23 protein-coding genes are annotated in these 17,527 nt (G+C 57.6%); 15 read left to right on the top strand and 8 right to left on the bottom strand.

From position 1 onward, the window contains the following. Positions 1 to 3: 3 nt before the first annotated feature. The 4 genes from rnhA to FIL88_RS13410 all read right to left on the bottom strand — a co-directional run bounded on the left by rnhA (position 4) and on the right by FIL88_RS13410 (position 2,716). Positions 4 to 456 carry a ribonuclease HI gene (rnhA, locus tag FIL88_RS13425; protein ID WP_142854395.1) on the bottom strand — a complete coding sequence of 151 codons (453 nt, stop codon included), beginning with the start codon at positions 454 to 456 and terminating at the stop codon, positions 4 to 6. Between the two features lie 25 nt (positions 457 to 481). Continuing rightward, entirely contained in the window at positions 482 to 1,096 is a 615-nt protein-coding gene (locus FIL88_RS13420; protein WP_142854394.1) for a LysE family translocator, read from the bottom strand. After that, positions 1,093 to 2,052, bottom strand: a complete 960-nt coding sequence (gene ispH, locus FIL88_RS13415) for a 4-hydroxy-3-methylbut-2-enyl diphosphate reductase (RefSeq protein ID WP_142854393.1) — start codon at positions 2,050 to 2,052, stop codon at positions 1,093 to 1,095. Before ispH ends, FIL88_RS13420 begins: the two co-directional genes overlap by 4 nt. A gap of 106 nt (positions 2,053 to 2,158) precedes the next feature. Continuing rightward, the gene (locus FIL88_RS13410) at positions 2,159 to 2,716 is read right to left on the bottom strand and encodes a LabA-like NYN domain-containing protein (protein WP_142854392.1); all 558 of its coding nucleotides are present in this window, start codon (positions 2,714 to 2,716) and stop codon (positions 2,159 to 2,161) included. Positions 2,717 to 2,818: 102 nt separating this feature from the next. On the opposite strand from FIL88_RS13410, the gene folK reads away from it, so the two are divergent. From folK to recO, 12 genes are all read left to right on the top strand, one after another. After that, on the top strand, positions 2,819 to 3,415 hold the full coding sequence (gene folK, locus FIL88_RS13405) for a 2-amino-4-hydroxy-6-hydroxymethyldihydropteridine diphosphokinase (protein ID WP_281281312.1): 597 nt from the start codon (positions 2,819 to 2,821) through the stop codon (positions 3,413 to 3,415). 81 nt (positions 3,416 to 3,496) lie between these two features. Further along, entirely contained in the window at positions 3,497 to 3,853 is a 357-nt protein-coding gene (rpoZ, locus tag FIL88_RS13400) for a DNA-directed RNA polymerase subunit omega (RefSeq protein WP_108857617.1), read from the top strand. A 61-nt stretch (positions 3,854 to 3,914) separates the two neighbouring features. Further along, a complete protein-coding gene (locus tag FIL88_RS13395) occupies positions 3,915 to 6,023 on the top strand; it encodes a RelA/SpoT family protein (RefSeq protein WP_246066728.1) in 2,109 nt (702 codons plus the stop codon). Positions 6,024 to 6,056: 33 nt separating this feature from the next. Continuing rightward, positions 6,057 to 6,704: a DUF2062 domain-containing protein gene (locus FIL88_RS13390; protein ID WP_142854391.1), complete on the top strand. Its 648-nt coding sequence runs from the start codon at positions 6,057 to 6,059 to the stop codon at positions 6,702 to 6,704. 36 nt (positions 6,705 to 6,740) lie between these two features. Next, entirely contained in the window at positions 6,741 to 7,493 is a 753-nt protein-coding gene (locus FIL88_RS13385; protein ID WP_142854390.1) for a pyridoxine 5'-phosphate synthase, read from the top strand. Then, positions 7,490 to 8,164: a hypothetical protein gene (locus FIL88_RS13380; RefSeq protein WP_142854389.1), complete on the top strand. Its 675-nt coding sequence runs from the start codon at positions 7,490 to 7,492 to the stop codon at positions 8,162 to 8,164. Before FIL88_RS13385 ends, FIL88_RS13380 begins: the two co-directional genes overlap by 4 nt. Further along, entirely contained in the window at positions 8,161 to 8,559 is a 399-nt protein-coding gene (gene acpS / locus FIL88_RS13375; RefSeq protein WP_142854388.1) for a holo-ACP synthase, read from the top strand. Before FIL88_RS13380 ends, acpS begins: the two co-directional genes overlap by 4 nt. 115 nt (positions 8,560 to 8,674) lie before the next feature. After that, a complete protein-coding gene (gene lepB / locus FIL88_RS13370) occupies positions 8,675 to 9,454 on the top strand; it encodes a signal peptidase I (protein ID WP_142854387.1) in 780 nt (259 codons plus the stop codon). Continuing rightward, a complete protein-coding gene (rnc, locus tag FIL88_RS13365; RefSeq protein WP_142854386.1) occupies positions 9,451 to 10,131 on the top strand; it encodes a ribonuclease III in 681 nt (226 codons plus the stop codon). Before lepB ends, rnc begins: the two co-directional genes overlap by 4 nt. Positions 10,132 to 10,134: 3 nt before the next feature. Further along, positions 10,135 to 11,052 (top strand): GTPase Era, encoded by a 918-nt coding sequence (gene era, locus FIL88_RS13360; RefSeq protein ID WP_142854385.1) that lies wholly within the window; start codon positions 10,135 to 10,137, stop codon positions 11,050 to 11,052. After that, positions 11,052 to 11,381 carry a DUF1491 family protein gene (locus tag FIL88_RS13355; protein ID WP_142854384.1) on the top strand — a complete coding sequence of 110 codons (330 nt, stop codon included), beginning with the start codon at positions 11,052 to 11,054 and terminating at the stop codon, positions 11,379 to 11,381. Before era ends, FIL88_RS13355 begins: the two co-directional genes overlap by 1 nt. 36 nt (positions 11,382 to 11,417) lie before the next feature. Further along, positions 11,418 to 12,158 carry a DNA repair protein RecO gene (gene recO, locus FIL88_RS13350; protein ID WP_142854383.1) on the top strand — a complete coding sequence of 247 codons (741 nt, stop codon included), beginning with the start codon at positions 11,418 to 11,420 and terminating at the stop codon, positions 12,156 to 12,158. On the opposite strand, the gene FIL88_RS13345 is transcribed toward recO, so the two are convergent. Continuing rightward, positions 12,139 to 12,534, bottom strand: a complete 396-nt coding sequence (locus tag FIL88_RS13345; RefSeq protein WP_142854382.1) for an META domain-containing protein — start codon at positions 12,532 to 12,534, stop codon at positions 12,139 to 12,141. The genes recO and FIL88_RS13345 overlap by 20 nt on opposite strands. Positions 12,535 to 12,572: 38 nt before the next feature. Next, the gene (locus FIL88_RS13340; protein ID WP_142854381.1) at positions 12,573 to 13,133 is read right to left on the bottom strand and encodes a TetR/AcrR family transcriptional regulator; all 561 of its coding nucleotides are present in this window, start codon (positions 13,131 to 13,133) and stop codon (positions 12,573 to 12,575) included. A gap of 80 nt (positions 13,134 to 13,213) precedes the next feature. Here FIL88_RS13340 and FIL88_RS13335 point away from each other — a divergent pair, with 80 nt between their 5' ends. Continuing rightward, positions 13,214 to 13,588, top strand: a complete 375-nt coding sequence (locus FIL88_RS13335; protein ID WP_142854380.1) for a hypothetical protein — start codon at positions 13,214 to 13,216, stop codon at positions 13,586 to 13,588. Beyond that, positions 13,585 to 14,007: a DUF3995 domain-containing protein gene (locus FIL88_RS13330; RefSeq protein WP_142854379.1), complete on the top strand. Its 423-nt coding sequence runs from the start codon at positions 13,585 to 13,587 to the stop codon at positions 14,005 to 14,007. The genes FIL88_RS13335 and FIL88_RS13330 overlap by 4 nt, the downstream gene beginning before the upstream one ends. Before the next feature lies 1 nt (position 14,008). Here FIL88_RS13330 and FIL88_RS13325 read toward each other — a convergent pair whose 3' ends face one another. After that, on the bottom strand, positions 14,009 to 15,658 hold the full coding sequence (locus tag FIL88_RS13325; RefSeq protein ID WP_142854378.1) for an acyl-CoA dehydrogenase family protein: 1,650 nt from the start codon (positions 15,656 to 15,658) through the stop codon (positions 14,009 to 14,011). Between the two features lie 189 nt (positions 15,659 to 15,847). Here FIL88_RS13325 and FIL88_RS13320 point away from each other — a divergent pair, with 189 nt between their 5' ends. Next, a complete protein-coding gene (locus tag FIL88_RS13320; protein WP_142854377.1) occupies positions 15,848 to 16,615 on the top strand; it encodes a sulfite exporter TauE/SafE family protein in 768 nt (255 codons plus the stop codon). On the opposite strand, the gene FIL88_RS13315 is transcribed toward FIL88_RS13320, so the two are convergent. Next, positions 16,612 to 17,436 carry an alpha/beta hydrolase family protein gene (locus tag FIL88_RS13315; protein ID WP_142854376.1) on the bottom strand — a complete coding sequence of 275 codons (825 nt, stop codon included), beginning with the start codon at positions 17,434 to 17,436 and terminating at the stop codon, positions 16,612 to 16,614. The genes FIL88_RS13320 and FIL88_RS13315 overlap by 4 nt on opposite strands. Positions 17,437 to 17,527: the final 91 nt, after the last annotated feature.

The raw sequence follows: 17,527 nt of genomic DNA, 5'->3' as shown, positions 1-17,527 counted from the left end.
AATCTAGCCTTTGAACGGAGCCATTCCCGCGCGGGCCAGCTCGTCTGCCCGTTCATTTTCGGGATGACCAGCATGCCCTTTTACCCATTCCCACGTCACGTGGTGACGTGCTTGGGCGGCATCAAGGCGCTGCCACAATTCGGCATTTTTGACGGGTTTCTTGGCGGCCGTCTTCCAACCGTTGCGTTTCCAGCCGTGGATCCACCCTGTGACGCCATTCTTCACATACTGGCTGTCGGTGACGACCGTGATTGCGCAGGGTTTTCCCAGAGTTTCAAGCGCCATGATGGCGGCCATAAGCTCCATCTGGTTGTTGGTGGTCAACGCCTCGCCGCCCTTCAGCTCGCGTTCCTTGACGACCGTGTCGCCTTCCTTGGCCTGCAAAAGAGTGCCCCAGCCACCTGGGCCGGGATTGCCGGAGCAGGCCCCGTCTGTATATGCAAAAAAATCTGCCATCTGTTGTCGCTTATTGTTGGATGTCTTATGCGCGCTCGAACGCCAGTTTCGCGCCAAGTCCCGCAAAACTGGCTGCAAAGACCCGCCGCAGCCAAGCCAATGCGCGAGGGCTTTGGAGAATCTTGTCTCGTGCCGCTGACGCGAACCAGCCATAGACCACGAAAACCACGAATGTCATGGCCATGAACACACCACCCAAGATCATCATTTCCGAGCTCGCGCTTTCTGGGTTCCCGGTCAGGAACTGAGGTAAGAACGCTAGGAAAAACAAGGACAACTTCGGATTTAGAACGTTCAGCAGAGCACCCCGCACTGCGATCTTGCCCAGACCACCTTGGTCGGGGTGCGAATTGAACGCCAGCGGACCATGATCCCGCAGCGTCTGCCATGCCATGTAAAGAAGGAACGCAACGCCCGAAAATTTAACGATCTGAAACATCAAAGCCGAACTGTGCAGAATCGCCGCAAGTCCAAGTATCGCCGCCAGCAACGCGGGAACGATACCAATCGTGCATCCCAGACTGGCAGCGACTGCTGCGCTTTTGCCGCGGCTCAACCCGATGGCCAGCGTATAGATCACTCCTGTTCCGGGGGCCAGAACGACGATCAATGCGGTTAGCAGGAACTCAGGTGTCATCAGGATGCGCCAACCGGTTGGCGCAACACGCGCGGGACTTTGAACTCGATGTTTTCCTGTGCGGTTTCGACCATCTCGACTGTCACGTCATAGCGGTCGCGGAAGGCGTCGATCACCTCGTCCACCAGAACTTGCGGTGCGGATGCACCTGCGGTCAGGCCGACGGTGCGGATGCCCTCAAGCGAGCGCCAGTCGATTTCTGATGCGCGCTGTACCAGCATGGAATAGTCGCAACCATTGGCACGGGCGACTTCGACCAATCGGCGCGAGTTTGAGCTGTTGGGCGCGCCGATGACCAAAAGCGCGTCGGATTGCGGCGCAATGGCTTTGACCGCGTGTTGGCGGTTCGTAGTGGCATAACAGATGTCTTCTTTGTGCGGGCCAACGATGGCGGGGAAACGGTTGCGCAGGGCGGCGACGATCCCAGCCGTGTCATCCACAGATAGGGTGGTCTGGGTGATATAGGCCAGTTGGTCCGGGTCGCGCGGGGTCAGCGTGGCGACATCTTCGGCGGTTTCGACCAACAGGACTTCACCGTCAGGCAGTTGGCCCATCGTGCCGACTGTCTCTGGGTGGCCTTCATGGCCGATCATGACCATCTGAAGGCCGTTGTCGTGATGGCGCTCGGCCTCAATATGCACCTTCGAGACAAGCGGGCACGTGGCGTCGACATAGACCATTTCGCGGCGTCCAGCCTCGGCGGGAACGGATTTGGCTACGCCGTGGGCTGAAAAGATCACCGGGCGGTCGTCGGGGCATTCGTCCAGCTCTTCCACAAACACGGCACCCTTGTCGCGCAGCCCATCCACAACGAATTTATTGTGAACAATCTCGTGCCGCACATAGATTGGCGCCCCCCATTTTTCGATCGCCATCTCAACGATCTTGATGGCGCGATCAACGCCAGCGCAAAAGCCGTTTGGGGCGGCAAGATACAGGGTTAGGGCGGGTTTGGTCATGGCGTCCTCCGATCATGGTCAGAGGTAAGGGGTTTCGTGCGGATCGTCCAGAGCTGCCCCTCAGAGGAAACAGGCCAGAGCGATTGCCCTGGCCTGCTTTTGCAGATCAATCTTGGTCTTCGGGACTGTCAAATTCGCGTGGCGGGCGGCCAATGACGTCTTTCAGCTCTTCCAATTCGATGAAGTTGTCTGCCTGACGGCGCAGTTCATCTGCAATCATTGGCGGTTGGCTGCGGATGGTCGACACGACCGATACGCGCACGCCTTTGCGCTGAAGGGCTGCCGCCAGCGGGCGAAAATCCCCATCGCCCGAGAACAGCACGGCATGGTCGATATGATCAGCCAATTCCAGCGCATCGACGGTCAGTTCGATGTCCATGTTGCCCTTGACCTTTCGGCGGCCCATGGCGTCGGTGTATTCCTTCGCAGGCTTTGTCACCATCGAGAAGCCGTTATAGTGGAGCCAGTCAACCAGCGGACGAATGGGCGAATATTCGTCATTCTCCAAAAGTGCAGTATAGTAGAATGCACGCAGCAGCTTGCCACGGCGCATGAATTCCTGACGAAGCAGTTTGTAATCGATATCAAACCCAAGCGACTTAGCCGCCGCGTAAAGGTTCGAGCCGTCGATGAATAGTGCGAGTCGCTCGTCGCGATAGAACATTAATTATCCTTTCCAATTACCTTCGCCGAGCCATTCCGTGAGTGGTAGGATAGAAATCACTTAACGAAGAAAACACCCGTCGTAATCTAGGGAAGACGCGCCGTGCCGCAAGCTAAAAATCACTCAAAAACCTATTCAAAGGCCTTGGTTTTGTTAGGAAGTAACGTCACTTATGCGCTAAATGAATCTGCTGAACTGGTGCGCGATGCGGTGAAATGCCTTTCAGCGCGCGGTTTAAGAATCACCTCCATAAGTCCATATTATAGCACAGCTTGTTTTCCTGAAGGGGCGGGGCCGGATTTTATTAACGTGGCGGCGCAATTAGAAGTCGAAAGCGACCCGGATCAGATCCTGTCAGAGCTGCACCAGGTCGAAGATCTGTTCGGTCGCGAGCGTCCTTCGCGTTGGGCGCAGAGATCTTTGGATATTGATCTGATTGCCTATGATGATCGCATCGCACCTAATCGCCAGACGTTTCTGCATTGGATGAACTTGCCGTTGGAGCGGCAGATGAAAGAGACGCCGGATCAACTGATTTTGCCCCATCCCCGGCTTCAGGATCGCAGTTTTGCGCTGATTCCTCTGGCGGATGTCGCGCCGGATTGGCGGCACCCAGTTCTGGGTAAAACCATCAAAGAGATGGCAGATGCCTTGTCGGATGACGCAAAAAACGAGGTTTCGCCCTTTGAATTGGGCTAATATGGGGCGTTTGTGCTTGTCATTGCCAATTCTGGGGCATAGATAGGCGTTTCACATCCCCTTGCAAGGAATGGAGCGGACATGGCCCGTGTGACGGTTGAAGATTGCGTTGATAAAGTGCCGAACCGGTTTGATCTGGTAATGCTGGCATCGCATCGTGCGCGTGAGATTTCGGCAGGTGACCAGATCACTGTTGATCGCGACAATGACAAGAACCCTGTAGTGGCTCTGCGCGAGATCGCAGACGAAACCCAGACGGCGGACGAACTGCGCGAGCGCATGATCGAAGACCATCAGACTCAGATCGAGGTGGATGAGCCCGAAGAAGACAGCATGGCGTTGCTTATGGGTGCTGAAGCCGCTGACAAACCTGCTGACGACGACATGTCGGAAGAAAAGCTTCTGCGTGCGCTGATGGAAGCGCAGGGTCAGGGTTAACCGAAAGCGAACGGGGGCGTCACGAGTGACGAGCTGGAAAGACGAGCTTGTTGATCTCGATATCGACGGTCTGATCGAACGCATTTCGACGTACAATCCTAAATCCAGTTCGGATCTACTTATGGCCGCCTATGAATATGGCGGCCAAATGCATTTTGGGCAGTATCGCCATTCGGGCGATCCCTATTACATGCATCCCTTTGCAGTGGCCGAGATCTTGGCGGATATGCAGCTGGACGATGCGACCATCGTCACCGCGTTTCTGCACGACACGATCGAAGATACGGGTTCGACCTATTCAGAAGTGGCCGAGCTGTTCGGAAAAGAGATCGCCGAGCTGGTCGATGGCGTCACCAAGCTGACCAATCTTCAGCTGTCCTCGTCCGAGACGAAACAGGCGGAAAACTTTCGCAAGCTGTTCATGGCAATGTCCAAGGACATGCGCGTCATTTTGGTGAAGCTCGCCGACCGTCTGCACAATATGCGCACGATCAAGGCCATGCGCCCAGATAAACAGGTCCAGAAATCACGCGAGACGATGGATATCTACGCGCCTTTGGCAGGCCGCATGGGTATGCAGTGGATGCGGGAAGAGCTGGAAGATCTGGCTTTCCACGTGCTGAACCCCGAGGGGCGCAGTTCGATCATGCGGCGGTTCCTGCGGCTTCAGAAAGAAAGCGGCGATGTGATCGAAAAGATCACCGGCGACATCCGGCTGGAATTGGACAAGGCGGGCATCACGGCCCAAGCTTTCGGACGCGCGAAGAAGCCCTATTCCATTTGGCGCAAGATGGAAGAAAAGGGTCAAAGCTTCTCGCGCCTGTCTGACACGTATGGCTTCCGCGTGATCACTGAAAATGATGCCGATTGTTACCGTGTTTTGGGCGCAATCCACCAGCGTTGGCGCGCTGTGCCCGGACGGTTCAAAGACTATATCAGCCAGCCCAAATCGAATGGTTATCGTTCGATCCACACGACGGTGTCCGGGCGCGATGGCAAACGGGTCGAGGTCCAGATCCGGTCGCGCGAGATGCACGAGGTGGCAGAAACCGGCGTTGCTGCGCATTGGTCCTATCGTGACGGGATCCGGGTTGAAAACCCCTTTGCGGTTGATCCGGCCAAGTGGATTGCCTCGCTGACGGAACGGTTCGAGACGGCGGATGATCACGACGAATTCCTCGAGCATGTGAAGCTTGAGATGTATCAGGACCAAGTGTTCTGTTTCACCCCGAAGGGTGAGGTGGTCAAGCTGCCACGGGGCGCTACGCCGTTGGACTTTGCTTATGCCATCCACACACGGATCGGGGACAGCTGCGTGGGTGCAAAGGTCGACGGCATCCGTGTGCCGCTATGGACGCGCGTGAAAAATGGCCAGTCGGTCGAGATCATGACCGCAGAAGGTCAAAGCCCTCAGGCCACGTGGATCGATATCGTCGTGACCGGCCGTGCCAAGGCTGCGATCCGCAAGAAATTGCGCAACGATGACCGCGAACGCTATGTCCGTCTTGGACGCGAGCTTGCGCGTCTTTCATTCGAACATGTCGGGCGCAAGGTCACCGACAAGGCGCTGGCCACAGCGGCCAAGCAGTTGCGATTAAAGGACACGGACGAGATGTTGGCGCGTCTTGGATCAGCTGAACTTCAGGCGCGGGACGTGGTGGGGGTTTTGTACCCCGAGGCCGATCAGGACGGCGATGAGGTAGATGCAGATGTCGCTGTTATCGGGCTGGAAGCAGGGCAGGATTTTACCCCCGCGCAATGTTGTCAGCCAGTGCCAGGTGAACGGATTGTGGGGATTTCTTATCGCGGCAAAGGCGTGATGGTGCACACGATCGACTGCGATGCGCTGGCCGATCTGCATGATGACAGCTCGCGTTGGGTGGACCTGCATTGGCATTCCGGCAAGCACCCGCCGATCCATATTGTCAGCATCGAAATCACGATTGCCAATGACGCGGGCGTTTTGGGACGCATCTGCACCTTGATTGGAGAGCAGAAGGCCAATATCTCAGATCTGAGATTCGTGGATAGGAAACCGGATTTTTACCGTTTGCTTGTTGATGTGCAATTGCGCGACATCGAACATCTGCATGCCATCATGCTGGCGCTTGAGGCCGACAGCGACGTGGCAACGGTACATCGTCACCGGGATCTGGACCGCAAACCATAACCCACCCGACCGGGCAGGCGGAAGGAAGCACACGTGTTTAAACGAAATCCGCGATCGTATCTGCGAATCGTAGCGGAGTTCTTTTACCCGCGCGGCGGCTGGTACCGCGCGGCACAATACGTGATTCACCGCCTGCGTCGCCTGCCAGATCCGGCACATCGGATTTCGCGCGGGATTGCGGCAGGGGTGTTTGCATCTTTTACGCCGTTTTATGGTCTGCATTTTCTGACGGCAGCGATTTTGTCGTGGCTTGTTCGGGGAAATGTACTGGCGTCGTTATTGGCGACATTTGTGGGTAACCCTTTGACCTTCCCGCTCATCGCCGAGCTGTGCGTTAATCTGGGCCATGCCATGATGGGGCAGAATGTGGTCGTGCACCTGCCTGAAATCGTGTCCAGTTTTGCGGGCGCCACCAATGGTTTGTGGGCAAATTTCAAGTCGATCTTTACGGATGACATTGCGAACTGGTCTCAGATCCATCTGTTTTATGATCGCGTGTTCCTGCCTTACTTGGTGGGGTGTCTGATCCCAGGGATCGCGGCAGGGACTGTGGCCTATGTGCTGGCGAACCCCTTGATCCACGCCTATCAACGTCGTCGGATCAACAAGCTTAAGACGCGATATGAAAAACGTATGGCCGAGCGGTTTACCAAGGGTGGTGATCCCACGAAAAACGAGTAACACTTTCCCAAACGGTATAAGTTCAGGAGCACGTACATGACCCAGACGGCTGATAAGCTTCGGCTTGGTGTGAACATTGATCACGTGGCAACCGTGCGCAACGCGCGCGGGTCGGCCTATCCCGATCCGGTGCGGGCTGCCGAAATGGCGCAAGAGGCTGGCGCCGATGGCATCACCGCGCATCTGCGTGAAGACCGCCGCCACATTCGGGACGAAGACATAGACGGGCTGATGGCTGCCCTGACGGCTCCGCTGAACTTCGAATGCGCCGCGACGGACGAAATGCAGGCGATTGCACTGCGGTATAAACCTCATGCGGTGTGTTTGGTGCCCGAGAAGCGCGAAGAGCTGACCACGGAAGGTGGATTGGATGTGGCGCGTAATGACAATCGCTTGGGGGATTATATCTCGCCTCTGCGTGATGCTGGGTGCCGCGTATCGATGTTCATTGATGCAGACGCCGATCAGATCAGAGCCTCGGCCCGGATTGGCGCGGCTGTGGTGGAACTGCACACCGGTGCCTATTGCGATTTCCACGCGGAAGGCGAATTTGCCAAGCGCGATGCCGAACTGGAACGTCTACGCGACGGTGCGGCGTTCGCGCATTCCCTCGGGCTTGAGGTGCACGCGGGCCATGGCCTGACCTATGACACAGTCGCTCCCATCGCCGCCATGCCAGAGGTGGTCGAGCTGAACATCGGACACTTCCTGATCGGCGAGTCCATCTTCCGCGGCATGCCTGACGCCATCGCTGAAATGCGCCGCCTTATGGATGAGGCTCGGAGGTGAGCTGGCTCGACACCCTTTTTCAAACAGTGTTGGTCGCGGTTGGGTTGGCGCAATGTCCAACGTCAGCCGATTTAGATGCTGGGGTTGTCCTTGTCTCGAACAATGGCGCCACCGAGAGTACCTTCACGCATCGTCGGGTTTCTGGCGAGCTCTATTTAGATACGCAAGTTTCGTCTGTTTTCCCAGATCGTTGGGTTTCTTTTCGAGAGCGTGGGGCGTTCCTGCTTTATCAGCAAAAAGAAAGTGGGACCGCTAAGAAAGATCAAACTTATGACCCCGCCCCGCATGAGATTGGCGAAATCGCACCTGGAAACGAGTTTGTGCAACGTCAAAATTGGGGAAACCCCGACGGGTCACGACGATGGCAGATCGAAATGACGACCGCGATTGTGCAATCCGATCAGATTCAGATTGGGTCGTGCGCATATGACGCCGTCGAAATTCAGGATTCTGGCACGTTGCGCTACCCCGATGGCTCGGAAAAGCGCTACGCTAAACGATCCAAATTCTTGCCCGAACTGTCCTTTCTGCTTCCGAATAATACCGAATTTTCGCATATCAGAGCCGCAAAGGTTAAGGACGGTCTCCCGAGCAACCGGGATTTGTGGTCGCAGGCGTCGTCTGCTGCCGGCGTGAAGGCTGTTCTGCTCATGCATCGGGTACCTCAATGATCCTTGGCATCGGCACAGACCTTGCAAATATCGAACGCATTCAAGGCACGCTCGAGCGTTTCGGCGACCGTTTCCGCACCCGTGTTTTTACGGATCGCGAGCTGGCCAAGGCCGCCCGACGCAAAGATGAAGCGGGCACTTTGGCCAAGCGCTGGGCCGCGAAAGAAGCGTGTTCAAAGGCGCTGGGCACCGGTCTTGCCATGGGGATCAGCTGGCGCGACATGGCAGTATCAAACCTGCGCACCGGGCAGCCCGTGATGGAGGTCACAGGCTGGGCGAAAGAGCGTTTGGACGAAATGACCCCCGCCGGGCACGAGGCTGTGATCCATGTCACGCTGACCGACGACCACCCTTGGGCGCAAGCATTTGTGGTGATTGAGGCGCGGCCCGCGTAAATCCCTGTTCAAACCCGCTGAAACAGGGCGCAAAACTTGACTCTATCCCCCTGTCCGCCCATATCGCCCCCAATAGATTTCGGCCCCCGCGGCCTGACAAACAAAAGGCAGTTACATGACCGAGAAGCAGAAAGATGGCCTGTGGGAGAACGTGAAAACGATCTTTTGGGCGCTGATTATCGCCGGGATTTTCCGCACCCTGTTCTTCCAACCTTTCTGGATCCCGACCGGGTCAATGAAAGACACGCTTCTGATCGGGGATTTTCTGTTCGTCAATAAGATGGCCTATGGCTATTCCCAGCATTCTTGCCCATTTTCGGCCTGCCCGATTTCGGGGCGTATCTTCGGGTCCGAGCCCGAGCGCGGTGACGTTGTTGTCTTCCGACACCCAACCCTTGGTACAGACTATGTGAAACGTCTGGTTGGCTTGCCGGGCGATAAAATTCAGGTGAAAAACAGCGTCCTGTGGATCAATGGCGAAGAAGCCAAGCAGGTGCCTGCTGGGATGTTCTCGGAAACCAAGCTGCCGCAAGGGCGGTTCCGTACCAATCCTCAATGTATCAATCGCCCGGTGGGTGAAGGTGCCGAGTGTCTGAAGGAAAAATTCATCGAAACTCTGCCCGGTGGTGTGTCTCATTCGATCCTGAATTTCGCCAACCGCAGCGTCGACAACACGAATGTGTTTACCGTGCCGGAAGGTCACTATTTTTTCATGGGTGATAACCGCGATAACTCGATCGACAGCCGTGTCAGCCCGAATGCTGGCGGCGTGGGCTTCGTGCCGGCCGAATACCTGCTGGGTCGCGCAGACCGCATCATGTTCTCGGCCGCTGGCAAGCGCTTGTTCTATTTCTGGACGTGGCGGTCGGATCGCTTCTTCAAGGAAATCGAGTGAAACTGTCCGCCGACCTCATCGCCTTCACGGCGCGTATCGGGTACGAGTTCTCGCAGCCCGATCTGCTGATACGCGCCCTGACGCATGGATCGATCTCATCAGCCACGCGGCCTGACAACCAAAGGCTTGAATTCCTGGGTGATCGGGTGCTTGGGCTGGTCATGTCGGAAAAGCTTCTGGCGGACGATCCCAACGCCCCTGAAGGCACGCTGGCCCCCCGCTATAACGCGCTGGTGCGCAAGGAAACTTGTGCGGACGTTGCTACGCAGGTCGATCTGGGTGCTGTGCTGAAATTGGGCCGGTCTGAAATGAAGACCGGCGGGCGGCGCAAGCTGGCGCTTTTGGGCGACGCGATGGAGGCGGTGATTGCTGCCGTCTATCTGGATGGTGGTCTGGACCCTGCGCGGGACATGATCCTTCGCTTGTGGGGTGAGCGTATCAATAAGGTCGAAGCTGACGCGCGCGACGCAAAAACAGCCCTGCAAGAATGGGCGCAAGCGCGTAAGATGGCCGTACCCAAATATGTTGAAACAAGTCGCGAAGGCCCGGATCATGCCCCGGTCTTCACCATCGAGGCGCAGTTGTCTGATGGGCGCGTGGCACAGGCGAAAGCCAACTCAAAACGGGCCGCCGAGCAAGCTGCGGCCAAAGCGCTTTTAGCGCAGGTTGAAGGATAAAAGATGTCGGATGCGAACACACGGGCGGGCTTTGTCGCCCTGATTGGCGAACCCAATGCGGGCAAGTCGACGCTGACGAACCATATGGTCGGGGCCAAGGTCTCGATCGTGACGCACAAGGTGCAAACGACGCGCGCGCGTATTCGCGGCGTGGCCATTGAAGGCGACGCGCAGGTCGTGTTCGTGGACACGCCCGGCCTGTTTCAACCGCGCCGCCGTCTGGACCGCGCGATGGTTGCTGCGGCATGGGGCGGGGCGGCGGATGCCGACATCACCGTGTTGCTGATCGAGGCGCATCGGGGCGTGACCGAGGGTGTCAAAACCATTCTCGAAGGGTTGGACGAGATTGGTAAGGGCCGCACAATTGCGCTTGCGATCAACAAGATCGACAAGGTCAAAGCCGAAACGCTTCTGTCCCTGACGAAAGAGCTGAATGAACGCTTTGATTTTGCCGAGACTTTCATGATCTCGGCTGAAAAAGGGCATGGGGTCGCGGCGCTGCGAACTTGGCTGGCCGAACGTTTGCCCGAAGGTCCGTGGCTGTACCCGGAAGATCAGATCGCCGACCTGCCCATGCGCATGATTGCCGCCGAGATGACCCGTGAAAAGCTGACCCTGCGCCTGCATCAGGAACTGCCCTATCAGTTGACGGTCGAAACCGAAAACTGGGAAGAACGTAAAGACGGCTCTGCCCGCGTGGATCAGATCATTTATGTCGCGCGCGATGGCCACAAAGGGATTATCCTTGGCAAACGTGGCGAGACGATCAAGGCCGTCAGCCAATCCGCCCGCGCCGAGCTGGAAGAGTTCATGGGCCGCAAGATTCACCTGTTCCTGCAGGTGAAAGTGCGTCCGAATTGGCTGGAAGAAAAAGAGCGTTATTCGGAAATGGGGCTCGATTTCCGCGACGGGAACAAGTGATGCGCCTGACCGCCGATGTTTGGGTCTCGGCCTATCTGACGCGGTTGCGCCTGTCTGACATTCCGGCTTTCGTGACCCAAAAAGGCGACGCGACTGCGGGTGCCGTTCTGGTCAAGATGAACACGCTGGACGGGCAGGCCGTGGCCTATCAACGCAGCTTTGATCTGATGACGGGCGAGCGCTGTTGGATGGTGTTGTCTGAGGGCGTAGAGGCCGACGTGGATGCCGCTTTGACGCGCCAGAAAGGCTTTGACCCGGACCTTTGGGTGATTGAGGTCGAAGACAAACAGGGCCGCCATCTTCTGGACGAACCGGGGCTTTCAGACTGACGCCGATCCCGCTAGGCTACGATCAGGAGGATCGCGATGGATTGGCGAGATCAGGGGGCATTGCTGTCCGTGCGAAAGCATGGCGAAACCTCTGTCATCATTGATGTTTTCACGGCCGAACATGGTCGTCACGCGGGCGTGGTGCGTGGCGGTGTAAGTCGTAAGATTGCACCAACCCTTCAGCCCGGTGCGCAGCTTGATCTGACATGGCGTGCACGTTTGGAAGAACACATCGGCAGCTATACGGTCGAACCTCTGCGCAGTCGCGCGCTGGTTCTTTCAGACCGGACCGCGCTGGCTGGGCTGAATGCGATTACGGCGCTGTTGGCCTATGCCATGCCTGAACGTGAACCCCATCCTGTTATGTACAACCGGACGCAATCCATGCTGGACCTTTTGGGGGTCAACGAAGCATGGCCGACGGCCTATCTGAAGTGGGAACTCGCATTGCTCGAGGAGCTGGGCTTTGGTCTGGACCTGACCGAATGTGCGGTGACCGGCACGCGGGATGATCTGACCTATGTCTCGCCCAAAACCGGGCGGGCTGTGTCTGTTGACGGGGCAGGGGATTGGGCGGAGCGTCTGTTGCCTCTGCCGCCCGAGCTTTTGGGTGTTGGGGATGGATCGTTGGCAAACGTTCTGGACGGCTTGGTGACCACGGGGCATTTCCTGACCCATGGCATTGCACATGCGCTTGGTGACAAACCGCTGCCCGAAGCCCGGGCGCGGTTGTTGGATCGTCTTAGACGTAACGCGATCAGCGCGGAGCGGTCATAAACACCAACTCGTGCCCATCTTTGTTCGAAAGGATCAGGGTGCCACCGGACACTTCGGCAATGTTCACCTGGCCCAGCGCGGTGAAAAAGTCGGCCTCAGCGCCCAGATCCGCACAAGCGCGTTCCGTGGCGACGATTGGGCCAGCCTCAAACCAGGGATAAGGCGCGGTCTGCGTCGCCGAATAGCTGTTACACGGGCCGTCACCCTCGATCTGTCCCTTTTTGGGGAAGGTGATGGTGGCTGTGGCGGGGAAGGCCATGCCGTTCAACTCGATTAAAGCCCACGTGGCTGTGCTGTCAGCATAGCCAGAAATGGTTTCGTCTTTGCAGGCGGACAGAAGCGTCAAGGCGGCGGGGATCAGAAGCAAATGTTTCATACGGCGAAGATGGGGGTGCTGCGCCTGAATTGCCAGCTCTATGCGTCCCGCAATGCCAGAAGGGCTGCCAAAAGTGTGCTCATGGCGTCTTTGTTGTCCGCTCCATCCTTCGCAGACAATGTGCCCATGCCGATATAAGCGCCATAGATCAGGCGCGCGAAGTCCGGGTTGGTAAGCTCGAGGTCGGCCAGAATACCCGCCAGATAATCCAATCGTTTTTGATCAACGCGCGTTACAACGTCCGCCACCGTATGGTTTCCTTGCGCCCATGCCCGAATGGCAGGTTCAGCGGCGTGGCCCCCATGTTCCGCACCTTCCGAAGTTGATATTTCGCCAAGCGCATAAAGCCGGCGCACGGGGTCGCGTTCTTGGTCCAAAGACTGCGTGATCTCATCCACCGCCCGCTTTTCCCACAGTTCTAACATCTGCGCCTGAAAGCTTGGTACATCTTTGAAATGCCAGTAAAAAGACCCTTTCGTGGTTCCAAGATCGCGGGCCAAGGCCTCGGCTTTCAGGGCTTGTGGACCAGATCGCGCCAGCGCGCGAAACCCCGCCATCAACCAGCTTTCAGCGCTTAGTCGTTCTTTCTTTTGGGTCAACCTGTCGCTCCATACGTTTGCGTATTGACAAGCTACGCCATTGCGACAACATACGCAACCGTATGGAAACGGAGATGACTATGAATAAACCAATGTTAGCTGCGGGTGGGCTTATGGCTGTGACCTGCCTTGTGCATGTTTTTTCGGGTGGGCCGGAGATTCACCACCCCATCCAAGCAAGTGACTTAACAGTAGAGCTGCGGGCCATCTCGGCCGTAATCTGGCACGCGATTACGGTGATCTTGGCGGCATTCTCGGCAGCCTTGTTCTGGCTGGCAATCCGTCAGAACAGGGCCCTGGCTTGGCTTACGATTGTGGTGCAGCTTGGATTCACTGGCCTGTTTTTGTTCTACGGCCTGACGATGCTGGGCAGCCCGTGGCCAATGCCGCAGTGGATCGCATTTCTTCTGATCCCTGCACTGACGCTTTTGGGTCTTAGGAAGCGCGCCTCATGACCCTGCTACCAATTTTTCTGTCTTCGACGCTTTTGGCGATCGCTGCGTTGCATTTTGCGTGGGGTGCTGGTGTGAACTGGCCGGTCGCGGACGAAGAGCGACTGGCCAAACTGGTGGTCGGCGCACGTGGGATTACCAAAATGCCGCCGGGCTGGGCGGCCATGATGGTCGCCGCAGCTTTGTGTGTCGGGGCTGGGCTGGTCTTGGGGTTGGGCGGTCTGGTCGCAGTCCCGCTTCCATCCCAAATCCTGTCCGGCTTGGGCTGGATCATGGCAGCCGTGTTCACCTTTCGCGGGCTGGCGGGATTTTTGCCGGTGTGGCAACCAAAGCTGGAGCCCGAGTTTGCACGCCTGAATACCCGCTATTACAGCCCCCTATGCCTGCTGATTGGCGCGGGGACTGTAGCTTTGCTAGTCTGAACTAGCCCAGCAGGCGGCGCGCGATGACCTGAGCCTGAATTTCGGCAGCCCCTTCGAAGATGTTTAGGATACGCGCGTCGCACAGCACGCGGCTGATCTGGTATTCCAGTGCAAAGCCGTTGCCACCGTGGATCTGCAGCGCGTTGTCTGCGCAGGCCCACGCGATACGTGCACCCAGCAGCTTGGCCATACCGGCCTCAAGGTCACAGCGCTGGTCGTGGTCTTTTTCCCAGGCCGAGAAATAGGTCAGCTGACGCGCGACCATGATCTCGACCGCCATCATGGCCAGCTTGTTGGCAACGCGGGGGAAGTTGATAAGAGACTTGCCGAACTGCTTGCGATCCTCGGCATATTGCATGCCAATTTCCAGCGCGTTCTGCGCCACACCAATGGCGCGGGCGGCGGTTTGAATGCGTGCGGCCTCAAAAGTTTTCATCAGCTGCTTGAAGCCCTGACCTTCTTCGCCACCCAAAAGGTTTTCGCCCTTTACTTTGAAACCATCAAAGCCCAGCTCGAATTCTTTCATGCCGCGATAACCCAGCACCTCGATCTCGCCGCCAGTCATGCCGTCGGTCGGGAACGGGTTTTCGTCGTCGCCCGGGGTTTTCTCGGCCAGGAACATGGACAGACCACGGTGATCTTTGCTGTCCGGGTCGGTGCGCGCCAGCAGCGTCATCACGTGGGTGCGCGCGGCGTGGGTGATCCAGGTCTTGTTGCCGGTGACTTCATAGTCGCCATCGGCGTTCTTCACGGCGCGCGTGCGCAGTGACCCGAGGTCTGACCCGGTGTTGGGTTCAGTAAACACGGCGGTTGGCAGAATCTCGGCGGACGAGATTTTCGGCAGCCACTGTTCTTTCTGCTCATCTGTACCGCCCGCCAGAATCAGTTCGGCCGCGATTTCCGAACGGGTGCCCAGCGAACCCACACCGATATACCCGCGCGACAGCTCTTCCGAGACCACAACCATCGACGCTTTCGTCAGGCCCAGCCCGCCGTATTCCTCGGGGATGGTCAGGCCGAAGACGCCCATTTCCGCCAGCTCCTCCAGAATTTCCAGCGGGATGTAGTCATCCTTCAGGTGCCATTCATGGGCATTCGGGGTCACGCGCTCGTCCGCATAGCGGCGGAACTGTTCGCGGATCATCTCAAGCTCTTCGTCCAGACCGGTTGCGCCAAATGTGGCGTGGCCTGCGTTGTCTTGCATCAGCTCGACCAGACGGGTGCGGGCGGCTTGGTTGTTGCCGTTCGCGACCAACGCTTTGATGGCGTCGGTGTCCAAGGTGGCGCCATCCACACCCATGTCGGACAAACGGGCCATTTCATTCTGGCTCATCATCATGCCGCCCTTCATTTGGGCAAGGTATTCGCCAAAGGCGATTTGCAGGATCAGTTTTTCCATCTCGCCGAAGCGGCCTGCGTCGTTTAGGCGACCAGCCCAAGCGTTCATCTGACGCAGACTTTCGGCATAGGTGGCAAGCCATGACAGCGCGTGCGCGGCGGCCTGATGTTCTTCCAATTTCGCGCCCGAAACGCGGTCACCATCCAAGACCCGCGCACGGACGTTTTCCTTGGCGGCGTCAAAAGTTGCCTCAACCGGGGCAAGGGCCGCGCCGGTTAGGTCAAGAAGGTTATCGATCAGGGCGCTGGTCATCGTGGTCTCCTGTCAAAGGACGCCCAGATTCGGCGTCCATTTTGCGTCTGCAGAGAGATAATCTTTTTGCAGTTGCAGCGCAATAAAAATACAACATCATGTGGAATTTCGAACATATATAACGCAACGGAGTTTTGCGTGCGGGGGATCGAAAGTTTCGATAGAAGACATTGAACGCGGAGGATGCGCATGGGAATTCTGGCCGATCTGACCTTGTCGACGCTGTGTTTTGCTGTCGTAATCACGGCTTTCGCAGGCGTGGTGAAAGGCGTTGTCGGGTTCGGACTTCCGCTGATCATGATCTCGGGGCTTGCATCTTTCCTTCCGGCCGAGGTCGCCTTGGCTGCGCTGATCCTGCCAACCGCTAGTACCAATGTTCGGCAAGCGTTGCGGCAGGGGCCGCATTCGGCGTGGCGGGTCGTGCGCAAGTATCGCGTCTATCTTTTGGCGCTGTTCGTCACCTTGGTCTTCAGCGCGCAATTGGTGTTGTACATGCCTCAGAAGGTATTGTTCATCCTGATCGGGAGCCCTGTCGTGTTGTTCTGCCTGATGCAGTTGCGGGGGTGGGCGCCGTCCCTGCGGCCAGAAAACCGCGTGCGGGATGAAAGCATCATCGCATCCATATCGGGGCTGGTTGGGGGAATTTCGGGCGTGTGGGGGCCGCCCTTTGTGGCTTACCTGACCGCGACGAACACCTCGAAAACCGAGCAGATGCTTGCGCAAGGCGTCGTATATGGATTCGGAGCGATGGTTCTGGTGGGCGCGCATGTGCAGTCGGGTGTGTTTAATGCTCACACTGCCCCGCTATCAGCCATGCTGCTGGTTCCTGCGTTTCTGGGCATGGCGGTGGGGTATCGCTTGCATGACAGGATGCCTCAGAAGACATTCAAACGCGCGACGCTGATCGTGTTGACCGTTGCCGGGCTGAACCTGATCCGACGTGGGCTTATGGGCTAGGCGATGATCGCGGGCCAGAGCTTGGCGTTCTCGCGCCGGAAGGCATCAATATGCCCGACTTTTGTCAAGCCAAACTGCTGAGGCGTTAGCGCAAGATGTTCAGTGTCAGTGCCGGGATATAGTTCGGTCATTCGCTCTACGGCAATTGGCGGGACGGATGTGTCATCTGATAAGGAAACCGTGCGGACCGGGCAGGAAAAAGCGGCCTCTGTGGCTTCGGGGATAAGCGGATCTTTGGCAGGGTATCCGTGTGTCGTGCACCAGCGCTTCCACTGCTTGAAGACCGGGCCGGGAATGTCGCTCCCCAAGCCCGAAGCCTGCTTGGGTACGTATCCAAAGGTCGCGGTCGACAGTGGGCCAACTGCAAACCACAAGGCGCGCACCGTGGCTTGGAATGGCCAGGGGTGATCCGTGGTGTGTACTGGCCCCGTACACACTGTGATGACGCGTGCGACATCCTTGGTGCGTTCCTGTCGCGCCAGCATAAGCCCGCCCAATGAGTGCCCCATGAGCCAAAGTGGCAGCCCTTCTGCGCGGGCCTCTAACCAATCCCTTGCGGCTTGGGTGTCATGCAATCCCCAATCCAGCATGGTCGCCGTCACATCCCGCATCGGACGGCGCGCCGACGCCCCGAAGTCACGATAGTCATAAGTCAGGCACGAGATGCCTTGGTCCTCGGCCAACCACGCCGCGAAGTGTCGATAGAAGCGGTGCGGCACACCTGTCGCGCCGTTCAGAACCGCGAAGGCACGCGGGGTATCGGCGGGGAAGTACGTGCCGGTCAGCGGGGCGGGGCCATCTATGGTGACGGTCTGGGTCATGCCCCCATGCAAGCGCAAAGCTTACGTTCGCGTAAAGCATGACTGCGCGTCAGGCCACAAGAAAACGCCCCGGCGATGAACCGGGGCGTTT

Source organism: Aliiroseovarius halocynthiae, from assembly GCF_007004645.1.
Classification (GTDB): Bacteria; Pseudomonadota; Alphaproteobacteria; order Rhodobacterales; family Rhodobacteraceae; genus Aliiroseovarius; species Aliiroseovarius halocynthiae.
Note: the sequence above shows the minus strand (reverse complement) of the source record. Positions and strands in the feature narration are given on the sequence as shown.